General features: G+C 55.0%; 20 protein-coding genes and 2 riboswitches. Of the genes, 1 reads left to right on the top strand and 19 read right to left on the bottom strand.

What is annotated here, in order from left to right; all coding sequences use genetic code 11:
- Positions 1–94: 94 nt before the first annotated feature.
- The 14 genes from WMO23_RS07275 to metK all read right to left on the bottom strand — a co-directional run bounded on the left by WMO23_RS07275 (position 95) and on the right by metK (position 15,938).
- Positions 95–1,102: an AAA family ATPase gene (locus WMO23_RS07275; protein WP_349173661.1), complete on the bottom strand. Its 1,008-nt coding sequence runs from the start codon at positions 1,100–1,102 to the stop codon at positions 95–97.
- Positions 1,103–1,204: 102 nt separating this feature from the next.
- On the bottom strand, positions 1,205–1,669 hold the full coding sequence (gene ribH / locus WMO23_RS07270; RefSeq protein ID WP_014016697.1) for a 6,7-dimethyl-8-ribityllumazine synthase: 465 nt from the start codon (positions 1,667–1,669) through the stop codon (positions 1,205–1,207).
- Positions 1,670–1,699: 30 nt separating this feature from the next.
- Positions 1,700–2,344, bottom strand: a complete 645-nt coding sequence (locus WMO23_RS07265; RefSeq protein ID WP_020310651.1) for a riboflavin synthase — start codon at positions 2,342–2,344, stop codon at positions 1,700–1,702.
- Entirely contained in the window at positions 2,325–3,461 is a 1,137-nt protein-coding gene (ribD, locus tag WMO23_RS07260; RefSeq protein WP_020723932.1) for a bifunctional diaminohydroxyphosphoribosylaminopyrimidine deaminase/5-amino-6-(5-phosphoribosylamino)uracil reductase RibD, read from the bottom strand. Before ribD ends, WMO23_RS07265 begins: the two co-directional genes overlap by 20 nt.
- A 93-nt stretch (positions 3,462–3,554) precedes the next feature.
- Positions 3,555–3,686: riboswitch (FMN riboswitch) on the bottom strand.
- 58 nt (positions 3,687–3,744) lie between these two features.
- Entirely contained in the window at positions 3,745–4,389 is a 645-nt protein-coding gene (gene rpe, locus WMO23_RS07255; RefSeq protein WP_020311546.1) for a ribulose-phosphate 3-epimerase, read from the bottom strand.
- Between the two features lie 2 nt (positions 4,390–4,391).
- Entirely contained in the window at positions 4,392–5,255 is an 864-nt protein-coding gene (rsgA, locus tag WMO23_RS07250; RefSeq protein ID WP_020311547.1) for a ribosome small subunit-dependent GTPase A, read from the bottom strand.
- A gap of 10 nt (positions 5,256–5,265) precedes the next feature.
- The gene (gene pknB, locus WMO23_RS07245; RefSeq protein WP_292282577.1) at positions 5,266–7,242 is read right to left on the bottom strand and encodes a Stk1 family PASTA domain-containing Ser/Thr kinase; all 1,977 of its coding nucleotides are present in this window, start codon (positions 7,240–7,242) and stop codon (positions 5,266–5,268) included.
- Positions 7,243–7,278: 36 nt separating this feature from the next.
- Complete coding sequence (locus WMO23_RS07240; RefSeq protein WP_020311549.1) at positions 7,279–7,986, bottom strand: Stp1/IreP family PP2C-type Ser/Thr phosphatase; 708 nt, start codon at positions 7,984–7,986, stop codon at positions 7,279–7,281.
- A gap of 69 nt (positions 7,987–8,055) precedes the next feature.
- The gene (rlmN, locus tag WMO23_RS07235; protein WP_020311550.1) at positions 8,056–9,084 is read right to left on the bottom strand and encodes a dual-specificity RNA methyltransferase RlmN; all 1,029 of its coding nucleotides are present in this window, start codon (positions 9,082–9,084) and stop codon (positions 8,056–8,058) included.
- Position 9,085: 1 nt separating this feature from the next.
- On the bottom strand, positions 9,086–10,417 hold the full coding sequence (gene rsmB / locus WMO23_RS07230) for a 16S rRNA (cytosine(967)-C(5))-methyltransferase RsmB (RefSeq protein ID WP_020311551.1): 1,332 nt from the start codon (positions 10,415–10,417) through the stop codon (positions 9,086–9,088).
- Positions 10,418–10,515: 98 nt separating this feature from the next.
- Entirely contained in the window at positions 10,516–11,451 is a 936-nt protein-coding gene (fmt, locus tag WMO23_RS07225; RefSeq protein WP_020311552.1) for a methionyl-tRNA formyltransferase, read from the bottom strand.
- A complete protein-coding gene (gene def / locus WMO23_RS07220; protein ID WP_020311553.1) occupies positions 11,451–11,912 on the bottom strand; it encodes a peptide deformylase in 462 nt (153 codons plus the stop codon). The genes fmt and def overlap by 1 nt, the downstream gene beginning before the upstream one ends.
- 352 nt (positions 11,913–12,264) lie before the next feature.
- On the bottom strand, positions 12,265–14,622 hold the full coding sequence (priA, locus tag WMO23_RS07215; protein WP_292107332.1) for a replication restart helicase PriA: 2,358 nt from the start codon (positions 14,620–14,622) through the stop codon (positions 12,265–12,267).
- 125 nt (positions 14,623–14,747) lie between these two features.
- Positions 14,748–15,938, bottom strand: coding sequence for a methionine adenosyltransferase (gene metK, locus WMO23_RS07210; protein WP_020311554.1), 1,191 nt, complete (start codon positions 15,936–15,938; stop codon positions 14,748–14,750).
- 60 nt (positions 15,939–15,998) lie between these two features.
- Positions 15,999–16,099: riboswitch (SAM riboswitch) on the bottom strand.
- 136 nt (positions 16,100–16,235) lie between these two features.
- Here metK and WMO23_RS07205 point away from each other — a divergent pair.
- Positions 16,236–17,498: a hypothetical protein gene (locus tag WMO23_RS07205; RefSeq protein WP_020724107.1), complete on the top strand. Its 1,263-nt coding sequence runs from the start codon at positions 16,236–16,238 to the stop codon at positions 17,496–17,498.
- A gap of 252 nt (positions 17,499–17,750) precedes the next feature.
- On the opposite strand, the gene coaBC is transcribed toward WMO23_RS07205, so the two are convergent.
- Genes coaBC through WMO23_RS07180 form a run of 5 tightly spaced genes read right to left on the bottom strand, consistent with a single transcriptional unit; the run spans position 17,751 to position 21,012 of the window.
- The gene (gene coaBC / locus WMO23_RS07200; RefSeq protein ID WP_020311557.1) at positions 17,751–18,965 is read right to left on the bottom strand and encodes a bifunctional phosphopantothenoylcysteine decarboxylase/phosphopantothenate--cysteine ligase CoaBC; all 1,215 of its coding nucleotides are present in this window, start codon (positions 18,963–18,965) and stop codon (positions 17,751–17,753) included.
- 16 nt (positions 18,966–18,981) lie between these two features.
- Complete coding sequence (rpoZ, locus tag WMO23_RS07195; protein ID WP_014016712.1) at positions 18,982–19,191, bottom strand: DNA-directed RNA polymerase subunit omega; 210 nt, start codon at positions 19,189–19,191, stop codon at positions 18,982–18,984.
- Between the two features lie 15 nt (positions 19,192–19,206).
- On the bottom strand, positions 19,207–19,821 hold the full coding sequence (gene gmk / locus WMO23_RS07190) for a guanylate kinase (RefSeq protein ID WP_292107342.1): 615 nt from the start codon (positions 19,819–19,821) through the stop codon (positions 19,207–19,209).
- 7 nt (positions 19,822–19,828) lie between these two features.
- Positions 19,829–20,125: an extracellular matrix/biofilm regulator RemA gene (gene remA / locus WMO23_RS07185; RefSeq protein ID WP_020311559.1), complete on the bottom strand. Its 297-nt coding sequence runs from the start codon at positions 20,123–20,125 to the stop codon at positions 19,829–19,831.
- Positions 20,125–21,012, bottom strand: coding sequence for a YicC/YloC family endoribonuclease (locus tag WMO23_RS07180; protein ID WP_292298850.1), 888 nt, complete (start codon positions 21,010–21,012; stop codon positions 20,125–20,127). Before WMO23_RS07180 ends, remA begins: the two co-directional genes overlap by 1 nt.
- Positions 21,013–21,201: the final 189 nt, after the last annotated feature.

Genomic DNA, 21,201 nt, shown 5'->3' with positions numbered 1-21,201 from the left:
TTATCTTTGTTTACCCCAGTATGGGGCATAAAGTAGATTCATGCAATACCGATTTACACAAACTATTTTACACTCCCTGAAAATCTGTTCCACCTTATTCACCTGCTTTTCTTCCCATGTAGATTTCATCCATAAGCGCTTCAAAAGCGGTTACAATCGTATTATTTTGGAGAGCACTAAATTTTTTCTGTTGTTCATCGTATACTAATCCATCATCTTTTTTATACAGCGAATGAAAAAGGACCTTATCCGTGTCCTTGGCACGAATTTCGATATATTTGGCCAAAATATAGCTATGCGTACTGATAAGGATTTGTACATGCTGTCTGGAAAGGGCTAAAAGGCAATCGGCAATAACCGGCAAAAATTCAGGGTTTAAATTGGCTTCTGGTTCATCCCATAGAAGTATCGTATTTTCCGTAATGGTTTCATTCATCAATAATTGCCAAAGAATCCCAATTTTCTTAAAGCCTTCCGCTTCCAATTCAAAATTGATTTTCTGTCCATTTTTTTTGACAATGTAAAATTCGTCGTTGTCAATCGCAATGGTCCCATTAATCAACGGGTCTAACAGTGGCAATATACTCTTTGCCAACGCTGATGGCTGTTTAAGTCCCCAACGCCCGGCACATTCGATACTATCCAGTAAATTCTTGTCAAAGGGAAAGTCATTGTACTTGTGCGCCATAGCTAATAATCCCCGTGAATGGGTCAGCATATCTTTTACCGGCAAATAAACGGCATTGATTTTTTTTGTGAAAAGGCTGTGCTCATAGGACACGGTCTGTACACCAGTATCATCAGACTCCAAAAGATGATGGGTCATGATTTTAGCCTCCTGATCTGTACTAGCAAGAGAAAAATGGCATACGTTCTGCTTTTTATTCCTTGCTAATGACTTCGTCTTAGCGTTTAGCTGGAAACAGGCCTGGAAATTTTCACGATGGTCTGCTGTCAATTCGCAACAACCATATACTGCTTTTAACAGCTGCGTCTTCCCTGTTCCATTAGCTCCAATGAATACATTTATATTCGGCGATAAAGAAATTTTTCCATCCGAAAAAACTGAAAAGTTTTCCATATGAATTTCACATAAAGCCATGACTTATCACCCCTGTCATCTGATTGAAATATCGATTTATAGCAAGGGCTGCCTTTCCCAGCATCCGCCCGGAGAGACAGCCCTTTGTGATTTCGCTTGCTTTTATAATTCTTTGATGAGGTTGACCATTTCGATGGCGCTGGTAGCGACGTCGAAGCCTTTGTTGCCGGCTTTTGTGCCAGCCCGTTCGATGGCCTGTTCGATGTTTTCTGTCGTGATGACGCCGAACATGATGGGGATGCCCGTCTTGAGGGATGCCTGGGCGATGCCTTTGGCCGATTCACCGCAGACGAGGTCATAATGGCTGGTAGCGCCGCGGATGACGGCACCGAGGCAGATGACGGCGTCGTATTTACCCGATTCTGCCATTTTCTGGGCGATCAGAGGGATTTCAAAGGCGCCCGGGACCCAGGCCGTCGTAATGTCTGCGTCATCGACGCCATGACGATGGAGAGCGTCGTAAGCGCCGCCGAGGAGCTTGCTGCAGATGAATTCGTTGAAACGTGCGACGACGATGCCGAACTTCGCACCAGAACCGATTAATTTACCTTCTTTGACTTGTACCATTGTAAAACACTCCTATTCTGAAATATTATGTTAAAATCCATTTTCCAGCAGTTTTTCCATCGTCAGGCCCGAAGACGCCGACGACGGATGACCGACGGTAAAGCTATGGACATATTTCCCGATGACATCCGTTTCCAAATTGACGATAGCGCCCGGATGTTTATCCATGAGCGTCGTATTGGCCATGGTATGAGGGATGATGGAAACGGAAAATTGGCTGCTGCCGACGGATACGACAGTCAGGCTGATGCCGTCGATGGTGATAGAGCCTTTTTCGACGATGAACGGCTCCATGTCCTTGGGGATGGAAATGGTGATGACCCGGGCAATGCCATCGGTGGCAATGCGGGCGACGTGGCCGATGCCGTCGATATGGCCGCTGACGATATGACCGCCCAGGCGGCCGCCGACCTGCATGGCCCGTTCGAGGTTGACTTGGGAACCGCTCTTGATAGTGCTGAACGACGAGCGGCGCATGGTTTCATGCATGACGTCGGCCGAAAAGGTCGAGTCCGTCATATCCGTGACGGTCAGGCAGACGCCGTTGACGGCAATGCTGTCGCCGAGCTGCGTGCCTTCTAATACTTTGTGTGCCTGAATGGTCAGGCGGATGGAATCGGGGCGGCGGTCCATATGGGCAATCGTCCCCAGTTCCTCAATGATGCCAGTGAACATAGGCGCCCTCCCTGTTGGCATTATATGCCGTAATCAATACATTATTGTCATGGAGTTCTGCCGAATCGTAGACCAGCGGCAGGCATTCATCGAGTTCATCGACGCCGCAGCCGCCGACAGACGGCAGGGCTCCGGTCCCACCGATGACCTTGTCCCCCATGAAGGCATAGATCTTATCGACCAGGCGGGCATCGAAGAAGCTGCCCTGGACGGTACTGCCGCCTTCGACGAGGATGCTGGTCAGCCCTTCGTCGTGCAGGAGCTGCAAGGCGTCGGGCAGGTAGATGGTCTTGCCGTCCTGGAGCGGTGCCAGGATGACGCGGACGCCAGCCTCTTTCAGGGCTTTCATCTTCTCTACCGGGCACAGGGACGTCGTGACGATGATGGTCTGCGTCGTCTTATCGGTGACGACGAGCGAATTCAAAGGCGTCCGCCCTTTCGTATCCAGTACGATGCGCACGGGCTGATGCGGTGCATCCTGGCCGGGCCGTTCGATGCGGCTGGTCAAGAGGGGATTGTCCGTCAGGACCGTGTTGATGCCGACTAAGATGCCGTCATAGATGGAGCGCAGATAGTGACCGTAGCTGCGGGCCCATTCGTTGGTGATCCACTGGGATTTCCCCGTCCGTGAAGCTGTGCGGCCATCGAGGCTCTGGGCCAGTTTGATGGCGATGAACGGTTTCTGGACCATCATGTTCTTGATGAAGACTTCGTTGAGCTGAGCCGCTTCCTTCGACATGAGGCCGACTTCGACGGCGATGCCGGCTTTGCGCAGGATGGCCGCGCCTTTGCCAGCCACTAAGGGGTTGGGGTCGAGCATGGCCATGACGACTTTGCCGACGCCTTTTTCGACGAGGGTCCGGGCACACGGCGGCGTTCTCCCGTAATGGGCGCAAGGTTCGAGGGTCACATAGACCGTAGCCCCCTTCGCCCGTTCGCCAGCTTCACGCAATGCCCATACTTCGGCATGAGGCGTGCCGGCCTTATGATGGTATCCCGTGCCGACGATTTCGCCATCTTTGACGATGACGCAGCCGACGGCAGGATTGGGTGTCGTATAGCCCAGGGCGGTCTTTGCCAATTCCAGGGCTTTTTTCATATACTCTGCCGGTTCCAATGTATTCCTTCCCTTCTATTCAGATTCGCAAGATAAAAAAAGGCTATGGACGTAAGATTCCCATAGCCTTTTGAGCGCAACAAAAACACAATCTGTCGTCTTTTCCCATCCAGACTGTACTGTCGGTACCGAAATTGCATCGGTTCAACCCTTGCGGGTTAGCGGACTGTCACCGCCGGTCAGGAATTGAAAGCGCCGCTTTCTCACCTTGCCTCAAAGACTATCCTTATTCATTTGAACTACATGTATGATTTTAGCACATGAAAAGAAGAAATACAAGTCCTTATCGCAAGGACGCGATGGCAGCGGCCCGGTCGTCAGCTCCGAAGACGGCACTGCCGGCGACGAGGAAGGTCGCACCGGCGTCTTTGACGGCCTGGACGGTCTTGGCATTGACGCCGCCATCGACTTCGATGACAGCCGTCGTATTGCCGGCCTGTTCCAGAAGCGCCTTGGCCTGGCGGATCTTATCGACGGCATAAGGAATGAACTTCTGGCCGCCGAAGCCGGGGTTGACGCTCATGATGAGGATCATGTCCAGCTGCCCGGCCAGGCAGGACAAAGTCGATACGGGGGTCGCCGGGTTGAGGGCGACGCCGCCTTTCATGCCGGCTTCGTGGATCTGCTGCAGGACCCGGTCGAGATGGGTGCAGGCTTCCTGATGGACCGTGACGTACTGGACACCGGCAGCAGCCAGGCCGTCGATGTAGGTTTCCGGATGTTCTACCATGAGATGGGCATCGAAGGGCAGCTTGGTGCAGCTACGCAGAGCCTTGACGACGGGGACGCCAAAGGTCAGGTTCGGCACGAAATGGCCGTCCATCAAGTCGAGATGGATACAATCTGCCCCCTTCCGTTCGACGTCCTGAATGTCTTCAGCCAGGCGGGAGAAGTCCGCCGATAATATAGATGGGCAAATGGTTACCATGACTATCGTTTCCTTTCTGCAATGGAAGTGAGTATCTTACAGTATGTGTCATACCGTTCTTTCTGGATATGGCCGTCAGCGACGGCCTGTTTGACCGTACATTCCGGTTCGGACAGATGGAGACACGACGAGAACTTGCAGCCGCCGCTGTAGGGCAGCATGTCCGGGAAGAGGCGCAGGACTTCCTTCGGGTCGAGGTGCTCGAAGTCGAGAGAGCTGAATCCCGGCGTATCGACGACATACGTATCGCTGTCGAGGCGCATGATTTCCGAATGGCGTGTCGTATGGCGGCCGCGCTTGATCTTTTCGCTGACGGCGCCGACGGACAAGTCTTCCCGGCCCAGGATCTGGGACAGCAGGCTCGACTTGCCGACGCCCGACGGGCCGGAAAAGGCCGTCATGCGGTGGGGCAGCAGATTACGCAGGGTATCGAGGCCTTCGCCGGTCTTGGCCGACACGAGATAGACGTCATAGCCGCAGCGTTCATAAAAGGCCTTGTAGGATTCGGCCGTCTCCCGGTCCAGGTCGCACTTATTGAAGCACAGCGTCGGATGGATGCCGCCGTATTCACAGGTCATGAGCATCTTATCGACGAGGAACTGGTTCGGATCCGGCGACTTGGCCGCCATGATGACCAGGAGCTGGTCGATATTGGCCACGGCCGGCCGGCGTATCTGGTTGCGCCGGGGCAGCAGGGCTTCGATGACGCCCTTGTCCTGGCCCAGCTCGGTGATTTCCAGCTCGTCGCCGACGAGGATCTTCGCTTTCAGCAATTTGCCGCGGCGTCGGCACTCGATGAGCCCTTCCCGGCCGACATCGACGTAATAATAGCCGTTATAGTTCTTGATGACGCGTCCTTTTGTCATGTTCCTCCCCTTAGATATACTGGTCCTGTACTAACGAATTGTTGATGTATACTTTGACTCTCGTCTTGCCCGTGCCGCTGACGCTCTTAGAGATGTTGTCGCCGCCGGCCTGGCTGCGGTCATAGACGACGCGCGAGCCATTGTCGTCGGATACGACGATCTGGACATGCTGGCTGGAAGCGCCAGACGGTACGCTGATATTGACCGTCCCGTAATGAGGCGTCCCGGCCGGTTCCTGGTTATTGGCACTGCCATCGGAGCCGCTGGAGCTGCTCGACGGCGAGCTCTGGCTGCTCTGGGACGACGGATATTCGACGGACAAGTTGACGACCTTGCCGTCTTCCGACGTCTGGCCCGTGACGACGGCCTGAGAGCTGTCCTTCGACGAATCGAGGTTGGACACGCTGCCGACGGAATAGCCGGCGCTTTCCAGGGCCTTCACGGCCGCATCGAGGCTCATGCCGCTCGTATTAGGGGCTTCATTCTTGGCCGCTTCTGCTTCTTTTTCGGCTTCGCTCTTACGGCAGACGACGAGGTCGACTTTCGTCCCCTTTTCGACTTTCTTCGGCGATTCCGGGTCCTGGTCGATGATGGTCCCGTCGGCATACTGAGCGCTCTCTTTGTAGCGCACCTTGCCCACAGACAGGCCGATTTCCTTCAGTTTCTTTTCGGCCTCATCGAGGGTCAGGCTCCGCAGGTCCGGTATGAGGACTTCTTCACCTTTATTCCCCTTGCTGACGGTCAGGTAAATGGTCCGGTTGGCCTTGACGACGGCTCCGCCAGACGGTGTCTGGGAAATGACTTCGCCGACTGGCACTTCGTCGCTTTCCACTTCCTTGACGGAAACGTCGAGTTTCTTATCTTTCAGTATCTTCTTGGCGATTTCGACCTGTTTACCCGTCACATCCGGTACGGTAATGTCTTCGGTACTCCAAAAATTCCCAAAGGAAAAGAAGGCCCAGACAAAGGCGACGAGGAAGACGCCGAGCATACCGATGATGATAGTTTTCTGCGAATGATTGCTGATAGAATCCATGAACCGCGTGAAGGGGTTCTTCTTCTTTTCTTTCGGTTCTTCTTCGGGCAGGTCCTTTTCCTTGATAGGCTGTAATTTCTGCGTGCCGAAGTTATACGGACCCTTGCTGATGATCGGCCGAGCGCCGTTGGTATTGATGAAACCCTGGGACAGGCGCAGTTCCGACATCATCTCGCCGATGGACTGGAAGCGGTCGTCCGGGTTCTTGGCCATGGCCTTGAGGATGACCTGTTCGACGAGCCGCGGGATACGGCGGTTGTACTTCGTCGGCAAGGGAATATCGTCCTGGACGTGCTTCAAGGCGATACTGATGGCCGTATCGCCCTGGAAAGGGACGACGCCAGTCATCATTTCATACATGACGACGCCTAGGGAATAAATATCCGTCCGTTCGTCGATATGGCCGCCACTGGCCTGTTCCGGTGAAAAATAATGGACTGAGCCGAGGACGGTACGGTCGCTGTTTTCGACGGAATTCACAGCCCGGGCGATGCCGAAATCGGCGACTTTGATGCGTCCTGTCTCGGTGACCAGGATATTATGAGGCTTGATGTCGCAGTGGACAATGCCGTTGGCATGAGCATTTTCCAGGGCTTCGCCGATATCGAAGGCAATCTGTATCGACGTGTTGATCGGCAGGTGGCCGTGTTTTTCGATGTATTCTTTTAACGTTTCGCCGCGCACGAATTCCATGACGATGTAATGGACATTTTCATCGTAGCCGACGTCGTATATATTGACAATATTGGGGTGTGACAATTTGGCAGCCGCCTGGGCTTCCTGGCGGAAGCGGACGACAAAATCGTGGTCGTTGCCGTATTTTGAATGAAGTATTTTTACGGCGACGATCCGGTCCAGGAGGATATCCTGTGCTTTGTACACGCTGGCCATGCCGCCTGTGCCTACTTTTTCCAATATCTTGTATCTGTTATCTAAGATATGACCAATCATTTTTAGCTATTCCACCACTTTCATAGTCGTTCCCGATTATATGGTTGTTAAAATTGCCGTGATATTATCTTTCGCCCCGTTTTCATAGACGCGGGCAAAGAGATCATTGATGATTTCCCGTTCTGTCCGGCGGTAATCGCCGATAGCATCGTAGAGTTCCTGTTTCTGGATGAATGATGTCAAGCCGTCGGAACAAATCAGGATGCGATCTTTCGGCTGTACTTCAAAGGCTCCGCTGTCGACGACCAAGTTCTCATCGACGCCGACGGCTCTGGTCAGCACATGGCGCTGGGGATGATCCATCGCTTCTTCTTCAGTTATCTTGCCCTTTTCGAGCAGGACCTGGACGATCGTATGGTCGACGGAAATCTGTTTGAATTCCCCGTCGCGGTATAAGTAGATGCGGCTGTCACCGACGTGGCCCCAGAAGGCCATATGACGAGCCAGGGTCACCATGGACACGGTCGTCCCCATGCCCTTGAGCGAAGGGTCGATCAAGGTCTTGCTGAGGATGCTGGAATTCGCATATTGAATGGCTTTCTCCAGCTGTACCGGTGCTGCATAACTAAAGTTCTTGAAATAATAAGCTATCGCTTCTACGGCCGTCTTGCTGGCGATTTCACCGCCTACATAGCCGCCCATACCGTCGGCTACGGCCAGTACGTTTTTCTCGTGGCTGATATAAAAGGAATCTTCATTCACTTTCCGAACCAGGCCGATTTTGGATTCACCGTATGTGCCCAAATTCTCACGTCCTCTCACGGTGTTTCGTTATAGGTACACATTAATTCATATCATATTCGCCGTCACCTGTCAAATTTTTTCGCGTTTTATGCGCAGCTGGCCGCAGGCGGCCTGTATCTGGCTGCCCATTTCCCGCCGCAGAGTGACGGAAACGCCGTGGCGCTGCAAATACGTGACGAATTCATTCATCGTCTTTTCATCGGGCCGGTAGAGGCCGACGTCGTAGTTGTCGTTGATGGGAATGGCATTGACCAGGATGTTCTGACCACCCAGGAGACGGGCCAGTTCCTTAGCGCAGGCGTTGGTACAAGTCAGGCCCTTGATGAGGATGTATTCAAAGGTGACCTTCCGGCCAGTGACATCGAAATAGTGGCGGGCCGCCTTCAGGACTTCGTCGAGGGGATATTTCTCGGCAATCGGCATGATGCGACGCCGCAAGGCATCGTTCGGCGCGTGGAGGGATACGGCCAGGGTGATGGGCATGCCCTCTTTGGCCAGGTCGTACATCTTGGGGACGATGCCCGACGTCGACAAGGCCATGTTGCGATAGCCCAGATAGAGCGTATCCTTTTCGTGGATGAGCTTCATGAAGCGGATGACGTTATCGTAGTTGAGGAGCGGTTCCCCTGTCCCCATGATGACGATAGAATGGAGGTCCGGCGTGACGTATTTGCGGAAAGCCAGGAGCTGGGCGACCATTTCGCCAGCCGACAGGTTGCGGACGAAGCCATTCTTGGCGGACGCACAGAAGGCGCAGTTGACGGCACAGCCGACCTGGGACGATACACAGATGGAATTGCCATAGTCGTGCTTCATGAGGACCGTTTCTACGGTCTCACCGTCAGCCAGCTGCAATAAGAGCTTCACTGTCTGTCCGTCCGGGGCGTCCAGGCGGGACACGACTTCCGGGAAATAGATTGGCAGCACTTCCTTCAGCTGTTCCCGGTCTTTCTTGGGCAGTAGGACCATATCATTCCAGGAAAAGATATTTTGCTTATAAATATAATGAAAAATCTGGTCGGCCCGGAACTTTTTCATCCCCTGGGCGACGAGGAACGCCTGGAGTTCCTTTTTGGTCATATCAAATACATTACTCATGTCAGCCCTCCTTTTTCATGCGGGCAATGAAGAAACCATCCAGGCCGTCGCGCTGTGGCAGGAGCTGGATGAAAGGCCCTTCATGGCCGGGAACGGGAAGCCACTGCGTCGCGTTTTCTACGTGGAATTCCGGATGATTCTTCAAAAAGGCAGCCACGATGCGGCTGTTTTCATCATCATTCATGGTGCAGGTACTGTAGACCAGGATGCCGCCAGGACGGACGCATTGGGATGCACTGTCCAGGATGCGCCGCTGCAGGGCCGGCAGGGTGCGCAGGTCGCTGGGATTCTTGCGCCAGCGCAGGTCGATCTTATGGCGCAGGACGCCGAGGCCCGAACAAGGGGCATCGACCAGGACCCGGTCGGCTTTGCCGGCGTACTTCTGGCCGATGGTGCAGCCGTTCTGGAGCAGGGTCCGCACATTCTTGAGGCCCAGTTTCTGGGCATTATATTCGATGAGCCGCAGTTTATGCTCATGGATATCGCCGCCGTAGACGACACAGGACGGGCCGCCCAGTGTGGCCAGGTGCGTCGTCTTGCCGCCGGGAGCGGCGCAGACGTCGAAGATGACTTCGTGCGGCTGAGGATCGACGATATGGGCTACCAGCTGGGACGGTTCGTCCTGGATGATGGCCCGGCCATCGCGCAGGCATGTCAGTTCATGGATGCCGGGATTGCCGTCGAGGTAGATGCCGTCTGGTGAAATGGCAGCCGGGCGGGCCGGCAGGCCTTGTTTTTCCAAATCGGCCAGCAGCTCTTCGCGGCTGGTCTGGGCCGTATTGACGCGCAGGCACAGCGGCGGGATCGTATCGAAATATTGGCAGAGCCGTTCCGTATCGTCCGGGCCATAGGCTTCGATCCAGCGGCGGACGAGCCATTCCTGCTGATGATAGGTCAGGGCCAGGTGGGCTACGATGTTTTCGCCCTTATCGGGGATGACGAACTGGCTGCGGCGGCGGATACTGTTGCGCAGCATGGCATTGACGAACTTGGCCATGCCCCGGTTGCCGAATTTCGTCGCCATCTTGACGGCTTCATTGCAGGCCGCTGATTTGGGGACTTTGGTCATGCCGAAAATCTGATATAAGCCCAGGCGGATGATGGCCAGGCAGACAGGGTCGAGTTTTTGCAGTTTGCGCGTACTGATCTGTGATATGATCCAATCCAGATAATTCAGGCAGCGCAAGGTGCCGTAAACCAGCTCCGTATAGAAGCGCCGGTCCCTGTCGGCAAATTGATGGGTCTGTATCGCCTTGGAGACGACGATATTGCTATAGCCTTCATCGCGGCAGATAGTCAGCAGGCTCTGAAAGGCAATTTCACGAACGTTCATGGATTCCTCCCTGTGCTTTTAAAGCAGTAGCGAACAGCACAAAAGCAGGGCAACCGTCTTCGTTGCGGCAGTTGTCCCGCTTCTCTGCGCTGAGTCATTTATAATAATTCACCAGCCGTCAAGGCTGCGCTTTGCAGATATTGGGCAGCAGCCATGCGTTTGCGGCTTTCGGGCTGGACTTCACAGATGCGCAAAGCCCCTTTCCCGGTCTGGACGGTGAATTGTTTCTTAGTCACCGATAACACGGTCCCCGGCGCAGCCTGTGTCCCTTCGACGACGTCGGCTGCCCATATCTTCAGGCGCTTGCCATCGTGGCAGATGGTATAGGCACCCGGATGGGGATCCAGCGTCCGGATGAGCCGTTCCAATACGGCCGCATCCTGGGACCAGTCGATGTGGGCTTCTTCCTTGGTAATCTTGGCCGTATACGTCGCCTGGCTTTCATCCTGGGCGACGGCGCGGCTTTCATAGCCATCCAGGTCGGTCAGGACGTCGAGCAGGGTCTGGGCCCCGAGGATGGACAATTTATCGAAGAGGGTCCCCGTCGTTTCCTTGGCATCCAGGGGAATAGCCGCTTTTTTCAGCATCTTCCCCGTATCCATGCCTTCGTCGAGAAGCATGATGGTCACGCCGCTTTCGGCTTCGCCGTCTTTGATGGCGTACTGGATGGGGGCGGCGCCGCGATACTTCGGCAGCAGCGAGCCGTGGACGTTGAGGCAGCCGTATTTCGGGATGTCCAGGACAGCTTTCGGCAAAATCTTACCGTAAGCGATGACGATGATGACGTCCGGCGCCAGGCTGCGGAGCTGTTCGATGACGTCGTCACTGCGCATGGAATCAGGCTGGAAGACGGGGATGCCCAGTTCCAGGGCCTTTTCCTTGACCGGCGAGAAAGTCACCTTCTTGCCGCGTCCCCGCTGTTTATCGGGCTGGCTGTAGACGGCAGCGATATCATAGCCGGCCTGGGCCAATTTTTCCAGGGACGGGACGGAAAAGTCCGGCGTCCCCATGAATACGATACGTAACTTATCCATTAGTCCCCTACTTTCTGTAAATCCGTCGCCTTTTCGATGAACAGATGTCCATAGAGATGGTCGATTTCATGCTGGAAAATACGGGCCAGGAAGCCTTCCGGTTCATAGATGACGGTCTTGCCGTGACGTGTCAGCGAACGGACCTTGATTTTGGAAGCCCGTTCCACTTTGCCGTAATATCCGGGGATGCTCAGGCAGCCTTCGGTATCGACATTGGTTTCGTCCGATTTTTCCAGGATTTCCGGATTGATGAGCTCGATGAGGCCGTTGCCGTCGTCGAGGACGATGAGCTGCAGCGATTCATTGACCTGCGGCGCAGCTAAGCCTACGCCTTCAGCAGCATACATCGTTTCTGCCATGTCGTCGAGCAATTTCTTTATATGTTTATTCACTTTCGTAACGGGTTTCGCCGTCGCTTTCAGGACGGGATCCCCGGCTTTAATAATAGTAAGTACTGCCATGTAACTTTCACCTCATTGTAATAGTAAAAATGCTTATTTTTTTCTATTATAGTATGAAATCGCCAGAAATGCTATAGATTCATCAGAATTGCTTGAAATAGCCCATTTCTCTCCTGCCGTAATTGACAACATTTATAAGGTTATGTTACATCGTCAGCAATGGAAGAAGTAACACTGAGGGCGGTTCCGGACGTATCCTGAAGGGCGCCATGGCCATGAAGTTTCTCAGAATGCTTCTTTCATTTTTTATTTTGCACTGTAAGGGTCGCCACGTGGGGCGCCCGTTCCTGCCCGATGTGGGAATGTACTCACATCCCAGACGGGCTGAACAGGCAGGTGCGATTCCCCACGATTATACGGGATCGACATCGATGAGGACGCCGGTCTGCCAGCAGGCCGGGATGCGCTGCATGGCTTTTTTGATGGCTGTCAGGTCTTTTCCGGTCAGGGACAGGACCAGGCGGTATTTATTGCGTATCTTCTTGATGACGTCTTCGTAAGGACCGATGACGGCGACTTCATCGCCGTGGTCCCCGTTCCAGCTGTTCAGGGCCGCTGCGACGTCGTTGGCCTTGCGCCAGACTTGTTCTTCTGATTCATCCTGGACTAAGATCTTGGCCATTTCCTGGAAAGGCGGATAGCCCAATTCTTTCCGGAACTGGATTTCCTGGTCATAAAAGGCCCGGTAATCCTGGCGGGCAGCGCACTGGATGACGTAATGGTCCGGCGCGTAGGTCTGCATGACGACGCGCCCCGGGATATCACCGCGGCCAGCCCTGCCAGCCGCCTGGGTCAGGAGCTGGAAGGTCCGTTCCCCAGCCCAGTAGGCCGGGATATTGAGCAGGCTGTCGGCCGATAAGATGCCGACGGCGCTGACGCCGGGGAAATCGTGGCCTTTGGCGACCATCTGAGTCCCCAGGAGGATGTCATATTCATGACGGCGGAAAGCTTCGATGATACGGTCGCCGCTGTGCTTGCGGCTGGTCGTATCCTGGTCGAGGCGGATGATGCGCGCCGACGGCAGGAGTTCGTGGAGCTGCTGTTCCACTTTTTCCGTGCCGCTGCCAAAGAATTTGATGTATTTGCTGCCACATGACGGACAGACCGTCGGCACGGGCTTTTCGGCATCGCAGTAATGGCAGCGCAGGTGGGCGGCCTGACGATGGTAGACCATGGCCACGTCGCACGTATCGCATTTGACGACGTAGCCGCACTTGCGGCACATAACGAATGTCGAGAAGCCGCGGCGGTTGAGAAGGATGATGGCCTGCTGCCGGGCTGCCAGTGTCTCTTCCAGGAGATTCAATAAGCAATCGGAAACGACGCGGTAATTCCCGCGGGCCAATTCATCGCGCATGTCGACGACCTGGACCGAAGGCAGGGGCCGCTGGCCGACGCGCTCTGTCAGCTCGACCAGGACATAATCGCCCTGCAGGGCCTTATAGTAGTCGCCCAGCGCCGGCGTGGCACTGCCAAGAATTACGGGGCAGCCGTAGTACGCAGCCCGCTGGCGGGTCACGGCGACGGCATGATAGCGCGGCGCTTCGTCCTGCTTATACGAACTGTCATGGGCTTCGTCGACGATGAACAGGCCGATGGACTGGGCCGCCGTAAAGACAGCCGACCGGGCACCGATACAGATATGACTCGTCCCGTTCTGCATACGCAGCCAGTTGTTGCGCTTCTCACCCTGGGAAAGCTGGCTGTGCATGACGACGACATCGTCGCCGAAGCGGCGCAGGAAACGGCGGACGATTTGCCCGGTCAGGGCGATTTCCGGCACTAAAACGACGACCTGCCGGCCTTCTTTCAGGACCTGGCTGGCCAGCTGCATGTAGACTTCGGTCTTGCCACTGCCGGTGATGCCGTGGAGGACGTAGGTTTTTCCTTGTTCATCGCTTCCGATAACTTTAACTGCCTGGCGTTGTTCCGGTGTCAGCGTAAAGGGAGCATCGCCAGAAAGGGTCGGCAGGATATTCGTCGTCCTGGCCGGCCGCTGGCTCCAGCGGGCCAGGCCTGTCGCACAGAGACGGCGCATGAGGTCGCGGCTGTAGCCCTGGCCCTGCCAATAGGAAACGGCCCCTTCCCCCTTCTCTTTCAAGGCCTGGAGCAGTTCCTGCTGGCGCCGCCGGCCGTGGAGGATGTCTTCGTCATCATCGTGGACGAAGGAAAGCCAGTCTTCCATCTTGTCGGCAATCTGGTTCTTGTAATAAGTCCGGCTGGTCAGGACCTGGCGGGCCAGGGCCGTTTCGACGAGGTCCCTGCCGAAGCGGCGGACAAGGCTGCCCTTTTCACGGCTCCCCTTGTCGGCGACATAGGCCTGGAGCTGCCGCCCTTCAGGACTCACAGGCGCAGCCGGGCCGACGGACAAGATTTCCTGGCGGACCAGGCCCTTCTTGTCGATCATGAACAGGCGCAGGGCTTCGGAAAGGTTGCAGACATAGTAGTCGCGGATCCAGATGGCCGTGCGGATCATTTCTTCCTGGAAGCCGGTCTGCGTCGAAAGCAGGCCTTCGACGGGCTTCAGTGTGAAATCGGCCGGTTCGTCCAGCTGTTCATGGAGGGCGACGACGATGCCCTCTTCCCGGCGATGACCAAAGGGCACGAGGACGCGGCTGCCGACGCGGACGGCCAGACCATCGGGAACGGTATAGGAAAAAGTCTGCTGCAGCCGTTTCGCCGTCGTATTGATGATGATTTCAGCAATCAAAAGGACACCTCCTTTGTATGGGGCTGTCGCACTAAAAAACTACAAACTGCAAACTCAATACCCAAAAAGAGGCTGTCTTAATGGGACAGCCTCTTTTCTGGATGTTCAGTTTATCGAACCGCCTCTTATAAGCCGGCTTCTTTGCGGAGCGTTTCGGCTTTGTCTGTCTTTTCCCAAGGCAGGTCGAGGTCGTTGCGGCCGAAGTGGCCATAGGCAGCGGTCTGTTTGTAAATCGGGCGCTGCAAGTCGAGCATGGCGATGATGCCAGCCGGACGAAGGTCGAAGTTCTTTTCGATGAGTTCGACGATCTTTTCGTTCGGGACTTTGCCCGTACCGAAGGTTTCGACGTGGATGGAAACCGGGCGGGCTACGCCGATGGCATAAGCCAGCTGGATTTCGCATTTATCGGCCAGGCCGGCAGCGACGACGTTCTTGGCGACGTAACGGGCTGCATAAGCGGCCGAGCGGTCGACTTTTGTGGGGTCCTTGCCGGAGAAGGCACCGCCGCCATGACGAGCCATGCCGCCATAGGTATCGACGATGATCTTACGGCCTGTGAGGCCCGAATCGCCCTGAGGACCGCCGATGACGAAACGGCCAGTCGGATTGATGAAGAGTTTCGTCTTGTCGTCGAACAAGCCTTCCGGCAGTTCCGGTTTGATGACGAATTCGAGGAGGTCGCTTTCGATCTGTTCGCGGCCGACTTCGGGGCTGTGCTGTGCCGAAATGACGATCGTATCGATGCGGACCGGTTTGCCGTCTTCATATTCGACAGTGACCTGGGTCTTGCCATCGGGACGGAGATACGGCAGTGTGCCGTCTTTGCGGACTTTGGCCAGGCGGCGTGCCAGGCGGTGTGCCAGGGAAATCGGCAGCGGCATGTAGTCGTCCGTTTCGTTGGTAGCATAGCCGAACATCATGCCCTGGTCGCCAGCGCCGATAGTATCGAACTTATCCGTATTGCCTTCTTTCTTTTCCAAGGCATCGTCGACGCCCATAGCGATGTCCGGGGACTGTTCGTCCAGGGAAACGAGGACGCCGCAAGTGTCGCAGTCAAAACCATATTTAGCGCGGGTATAGCCGATGTCACGAATCGTTTCGCGGACGATGTGCGGGATATCGACGTAGCACGTCGTAGAAATTTCACCGACGACATGTACCATACCAGTCGTTACCAGGGTTTCGCAAGCAACGCGAGCGTTTTTATCTTTTGCGAGAATGGCATCCAAAATGCTGTCCGAAATCTGGTCAGCCATTTTATCGGGATGGCCTTCGGTGACGGATTCGGATGTAAAGAATTCACGATTTTTTGCCATGAGTGATCCTCCTTAAAAAAAAATTCCCCTCATCCATGACTTCATGAGAGGGGCTTCTAATCCCCATCTGCCAGTATATCACTGCTGGAATTAGCACCTTTCATAGCTGAAGGTTGCTGCGACATCACAGGGCCAGTCCCTCCGTCGTCTCTTGATGGTTCTTTATTTGGTTTGCTCATCCATTATAATTCAAGTCCGCCTATTTTGCAAGTGTTTTTTATGCCTAAAAAACATTGTCTACTAGACGTTGCCCTATAGGCAGGGTTATAATGGAGAAGATAGAAAGGATGATTAGATATGACCAAATTGCGGCCTAGAGATATATTCTTCAACGACCCTTATTTTGATTATGCAACCTGCAGCAAGCCCGGCGACCTGCGGCTGGCCAAGCGGGTAGAAGTATTCGGCAAATGGTACAAGACCCCGAGCCTGGTGACGACCCTTCTTTCCCAGGAACGGCTGACCTTCAGCCGCCACACCGGCACAGACCAGGAAGACGCCTTGGTACTGCGCATCTACGAACGGACGGCCGACCGGCTGCTCATCAATACGTATTATACGTCCAAACAGAACCCGGAAGAAATCTACGCCGGCACGATCCACCTCGAACGCTACGATATGGCGCAGACTATGGAATCTTTTTCCTATATGGGCATCATCGACCTGCTCATGCTCCAGACGGACAGTCAGATTCTCGGCTTGACCGACGTCTTTGAAGACGTGCAGATGGCCAAGCACGCGGCAGCCCATGCCCTGGGCATCTATCTCATGGTCATCTGCGACCAGCCCTGGTCCGACGAAGCCGTCACTGGCGGCCAGGAAACGCCGGCCATGATGATGGGCAAAGAAAAAGAAGAACTTCAGCAGCTGCGGGAAGAAAAAGCCCAGATGGACGCCGACCGGGAAGAACTCCTGCGCCTGCGCCTGGAAGCCAAGAACCGCACGGCCGTCCTTTCTGAACTGGAACGGCTGCGCCAGGAACTCGATGCGGAAAGGACGGGCCGCGAACAGGACCGCAAACAGTATGAAGACCGTATCCGCAAGCAGGAACAGTATATCGAAAAGATAAAGGAAACGGCATCCAGCCAGATTGCCGAACTCCTGGCCCTGCGCAAGGAACTCAACAAGCGCCAGGTGCGGCCGGATATGACCAAAGGCCAGGCGCCGCGGAAAGTGACGCCCCAGGAAGCGTCGCGTTCCGTCCGGGACCCGGAAGACCGCGGCCTGGACCTGCCCTCCTTCATGACCCAGCGCGATTATACGCGCCAGCTGGACCGCTTCCTCACGGGCCGTCAGATAGCCCTGGCCGGCGGCGATCCCGACTGGCAGCGCCGCATCCAGCGCCGTTTCGGTGCCGTCCTCCTCATCAGCGGCCAGCCGGGCGATGACCGGATGCTGAAAGAAGCGTCCCTCTTAGTCGTCAACCTGGAAGACGGCAAGACGCCCCTCGTCCGCTGGGCCATTACGGAAGCCAAAGAAAATAACTGCCCCATCCTCTCCGTCGGCCCGACCAACCTCAACGGCTTCGCCAAAGCCATCGTAGGGCGGGTTAGTGGTTAGTGGCTCGTGGTTCGTGATTAAAAAAACATACTATTAAGCCCGAATGGGCTATGATCGAATATCACAGCGGGACGCCTTCCAGGCGTCCCCTACGCACAAGGCCACGGGCCGTGTATTTTTTTGTGATCGGCCCATAGTTTGTAAAGATACTTTTAAAGTTAAATTCATTTGCTAACTGCTAACAGCTAGCTGCTGACTGCTAAAAAGGACTGTCGCACATGCGACAGTCCTTTTTCTGCAAACTCCCTGCTATCAACTATTCTTTTTCGCCATAATGGCAGCCGCGCGGGCTACGATGATGGCAGCGAGTTCGTCTTTATCCATTTTTTCTAATTTTTCCATAGAGCCGTCCGGGAAAAGCAGGGTGGCGATGTTGGTCGTCCCTTTGAAGCCGGCTCCTTCGGCACTGACGTCGTTGGCGACGAGCATGTCGAGGTTCTTCTTCTTGAGCTTCTTCGTGCCGTATTCGATGACATTCGTCGTTTCGGCAGCAAAGCCGACCAGGGTCTGATGGGTCTTGCGCTGGCCCAGGCCATAGAGGATATCCGGGTTCTTGGCCATTTCGATGGTCAGGGTATCGTCGTTTTTCTTGATCTTGTTTTCCGCCGGATGGGCCGAACGGTAATCGGCGACAGCTGCGGCTTTGATGACCAGGTCGCAGTCGTCATAATAGGAATCGACGGCAGCTTTCATGTCACGCGTACTGCCGACATCAATGCGGCGGGCCAGGCCTACAGGTGTCTTGAGGTTATCCGTCGTCCCGGCGACGAGGGTGACTTCAGCACCGGCCATGACGGCAGCCTTGGCGATGGCAAAGCCCATGCGGCCGCTGGAATGATTGCCGATGAAGCGGACCGGGTCGATAGGTTCCCGCGTGCCGCCAGCCGTGACGATGACCTTTTTCCCTTTCAGGAGGTCATTGCGGCAGGCCAGGAGCTCGATGTAGTCGACGATGGTATCCGGTTCGGGCAGGCGGCCGACGCCGTCGATGCCGCAGGCCAGATGACCGCTGTCGGGAGCGATGAAATGATAGCCGAATTTCTTCAGCTTGGCCATATTGTCCTGAGTAATGGGGTTGAGATACATGTTGGTATTCATAGCCGGTGCGATGAGGACCGGTGCCGTCGTAGCCATGACCGTCGTCGACAGCATGTCGTCGGCAATGCCGTTGGCGATCTTGCCAATGATGTCGGCCGTCGCCGGTGCAATGACGAAGACGTCGGCCCAGCGGGCCAGGGCGATGTGTTCTACGTTGAATTCAGGCACATCGTCGAACATGGATACGGCAACGGGATTGCCGGAAATTTCCCGCATCGTCAAGGGCGTAATCAGTTTCGTCGCATGGTCGGTCATGATGCATTTGACTTCGGCCCCCCGCTTGCGGAGCTGACTGGCAATAGAAGCTGCCTTGAAGGCCGCAATGCCGCCAGTGATTCCTAAGACAATCTTTTTCTTTTCCAAGCTCATGGAAAACACCTCCGTGTTATTTAATGCCGTCACGCGGTGCTTCATACGTGATCTTGCCCTGGTCGATTTCTTCCATGGCAATGGAAACTACTTTCGTCGTATCGACGTCGACGAGGGGTTCGTCGCCATCGGTAAGCTGGCGGGCCCGTTTGGCAGCCAGCGTAACCAGCGTATATTTGCTGTCCACTTTAGTCATCAGGGATTCAAGAGTCGGTTTAATTAACATAGTTCATCTCTCCTATTATTTGTACAATTCTTTCGTATGGGCGATGCGATGGGCATTGCGCGTCACTTTACACTGTTCGGCTTTCAAGATAGAAGCCGCTTCGTCGACGGCCTTATCCAAATCGTCGTTGACGATGACATAATCATAGCGGTCGATCCAATCCAGTTCTTCCCGGGCCTTGGCCAGGCGGCCGGCGATGACGTCGTCCGAATCGGTCTGGCGGCCGCGGAGGCGTTTTTCCAACACAGCCCGGCTGGGTGGTACGATGTAGATGAAGACGCCCTGGGGATACCGTTCTTTGACCTGCATGGCTCCCTGGATGTCGATTTCCAGCATGACATGCTTGCCTTCTTCCAACATCTGGTAGACGTACTTCTTGGGCGTGCCGTAGTAATGGTCGTAGACCTTGGCGTGTTCCAGGAAGGCATCTTCTGCCAGGAGCTGTTCGAACCGCGCGTTATCGGCAAAATAATAATTGACGCCGTCTACTTCCCCGGGCCGGGGGTCACGGGTCGTCATAGAAATGGAATACTGGATATTGGGGAACTGTTCCCGCAGAGCAGAACAGATAGTCCCCTTGCCGGCTCCGGACGGGCCGGACACGACGATGAGCAATCCGGAATCATTCATAGCATTACTACTCCTTTTCTGTTTCCCCGTCGTCAGCGGCATCTTCCCAGAAGGAATCGCTGCCGGCGGGAACGATGCGGTGAGAAATCGTCTCGGGCTGCAAGGCCGACAAGATGATCCAGCCGTTGTCCATGACCAGGACCGACCGGGTCTTGCGGCCAAAAGTCGCATCGATGAGGGTATTCCCATCACGGGCATCCTGGACGAGGCGCTTGATAGGCGCCGACTCAGGACTGATGATGGCCACGACTTTGTCGCCCATGACGACATTGCCGAAGCCGATATTTAATAAGTTGAAATTCATCATTCGATATTCTGCACCTGTTCGCGTATCTTTTCGATTTCATTCTTGAGCTGCAGGACCGCTTCGGTCACGGCCAGGTCGCCGGCCTTGGAGCCGATGGTGTTGGTCTCGCGGTTCATTTCCTGGATGAGGAAATCGAGCTTGCGCCCTACTTCGCCGGGACTTTGCAGCATGGCGTGCAGCTGGTTCAAGTGGCTGCGGAAGCGAACGACTTCTTCGGTGAAATCGACTTTATCCGAATAGATGGCCACTTCCTGCAAGAGCCGGTCTTCATCGGGAACGGCGGCCTGGACCTTATCCATGAGGGCCAGGATTTTCTTTTCCAGCCGTTCTTCATAGGCCTGGACGATGATTTCCTTGCGGCTGGCAATGGATTCGACGAGGGCTGCCATCTTATCGGCCCGGCTGAGGAGATCCCGGCTGATATTGGCCCCTTCCCGTTCGCGCATGGCGACCATGCTGTCCAAGGCACCCTGCAGGGCGGCTTCAAAAGGCGGCCAGCTGGCATCGGCATCGATGGCCGGCGGCGTCTGGACGAACCAGTCCTTGGTCAGGGACGTCACATCGCCGAGGGTCACGGCCTTGCCTTCAAAGAAACGGTCGTTCACGTCCTGCAAGGCCGTCTTGACGGCGCCTAAGGCAGCGTGGTCGACGCGGACATCCGGTGCCGCCGGGTCCAGGTCCTGAACGGTGACGAAGACGTCGACTTTGCCCCGCTTGAGGATGGCCTTGATGCCATTGCGCAACCGGTCTTCCAGGGCCAGATAAGCATGAGGCATGCGGATATTCAATTCCAAAAAACGTTGGTTCACAGCGCGCATTTCAAGAGTGACAGCCAGTTTCCCGTCGTTGCCGGAACCGCTGCCAAAACCAGTCATACTTCGCATTTACGAACCCCCTTATTAGTCTATTCAATATCCCATTATACCCTAAACGGCTTAATTTTTGCAATATTTTACCACAAATTAAGCAATTGAACCTCTCCCGCTTATAGAAGCAGGAGATTCTTGAGAAGGTTGCTGTTTAAGTTTCCTCCTGAAATCAGGATAGCCTTATTCTCAAAGGGCTGTCCAAAA

The sequence above is a fragment of the Megasphaera intestinihominis genome, from assembly GCF_040096415.1.
In the GTDB taxonomy this organism is placed as follows: Bacteria; Bacillota; Negativicutes; order Veillonellales; family Megasphaeraceae; genus Megasphaera; species Megasphaera intestinihominis.
This window is presented reverse-complemented; position numbering and strand designations above follow the sequence as displayed.

What these genes read in the sequence shown, in the direction of transcription:
- remA (WP_020311559.1), bottom strand. Translation starts at nt 20,125, where the DNA reads ATGAATTTCAACTTATTAAATATCGGCTTCGGCAATGTCGTCATGGGC.
- rsmB (WP_020311551.1), bottom strand. Translation starts at nt 10,417, where the DNA reads ATGAACGTTCGTGAAATTGCCTTTCAGAGCCTGCTGACTATCTGCCGC.
- metK (WP_020311554.1), bottom strand. Translation starts at nt 15,938, where the DNA reads ATGGCAAAAAATCGTGAATTCTTTACATCCGAATCCGTCACCGAAGGC.
- WMO23_RS07205 (WP_020724107.1), top strand. Translation starts at nt 16,236, where the DNA reads ATGACCAAATTGCGGCCTAGAGATATATTCTTCAACGACCCTTATTTT.
- rpe (WP_020311546.1), bottom strand. Translation starts at nt 4,389, where the DNA reads ATGGTAACCATTTGCCCATCTATATTATCGGCGGACTTCTCCCGCCTG.
- rsgA (WP_020311547.1), bottom strand. Translation starts at nt 5,255, where the DNA reads ATGACAAAAGGACGCGTCATCAAGAACTATAACGGCTATTATTACGTC.
- WMO23_RS07275 (WP_349173661.1), bottom strand. Translation starts at nt 1,102, where the DNA reads ATGGCTTTATGTGAAATTCATATGGAAAACTTTTCAGTTTTTTCGGAT.
- WMO23_RS07265 (WP_020310651.1), bottom strand. Translation starts at nt 2,344, where the DNA reads ATGTTCACTGGCATCATTGAGGAACTGGGGACGATTGCCCATATGGAC.
- rlmN (WP_020311550.1), bottom strand. Translation starts at nt 9,084, where the DNA reads ATGAGTAATGTATTTGATATGACCAAAAAGGAACTCCAGGCGTTCCTC.
- rpoZ (WP_014016712.1), bottom strand. Translation starts at nt 19,191, where the DNA reads ATGTTAATTAAACCGACTCTTGAATCCCTGATGACTAAAGTGGACAGC.
- WMO23_RS07180 (WP_292298850.1), bottom strand. Translation starts at nt 21,012, where the DNA reads ATGCGAAGTATGACTGGTTTTGGCAGCGGTTCCGGCAACGACGGGAAA.
- fmt (WP_020311552.1), bottom strand. Translation starts at nt 11,451, where the DNA reads ATGGATAAGTTACGTATCGTATTCATGGGGACGCCGGACTTTTCCGTC.
- ribH (WP_014016697.1), bottom strand. Translation starts at nt 1,669, where the DNA reads ATGGTACAAGTCAAAGAAGGTAAATTAATCGGTTCTGGTGCGAAGTTC.
- coaBC (WP_020311557.1), bottom strand. Translation starts at nt 18,965, where the DNA reads ATGAGCTTGGAAAAGAAAAAGATTGTCTTAGGAATCACTGGCGGCATT.
- gmk (WP_292107342.1), bottom strand. Translation starts at nt 19,821, where the DNA reads ATGAATGATTCCGGATTGCTCATCGTCGTGTCCGGCCCGTCCGGAGCC.
- pknB (WP_292282577.1), bottom strand. Translation starts at nt 7,242, where the DNA reads ATGATTGGTCATATCTTAGATAACAGATACAAGATATTGGAAAAAGTA.
- def (WP_020311553.1), bottom strand. Translation starts at nt 11,912, where the DNA reads ATGGCAGTACTTACTATTATTAAAGCCGGGGATCCCGTCCTGAAAGCG.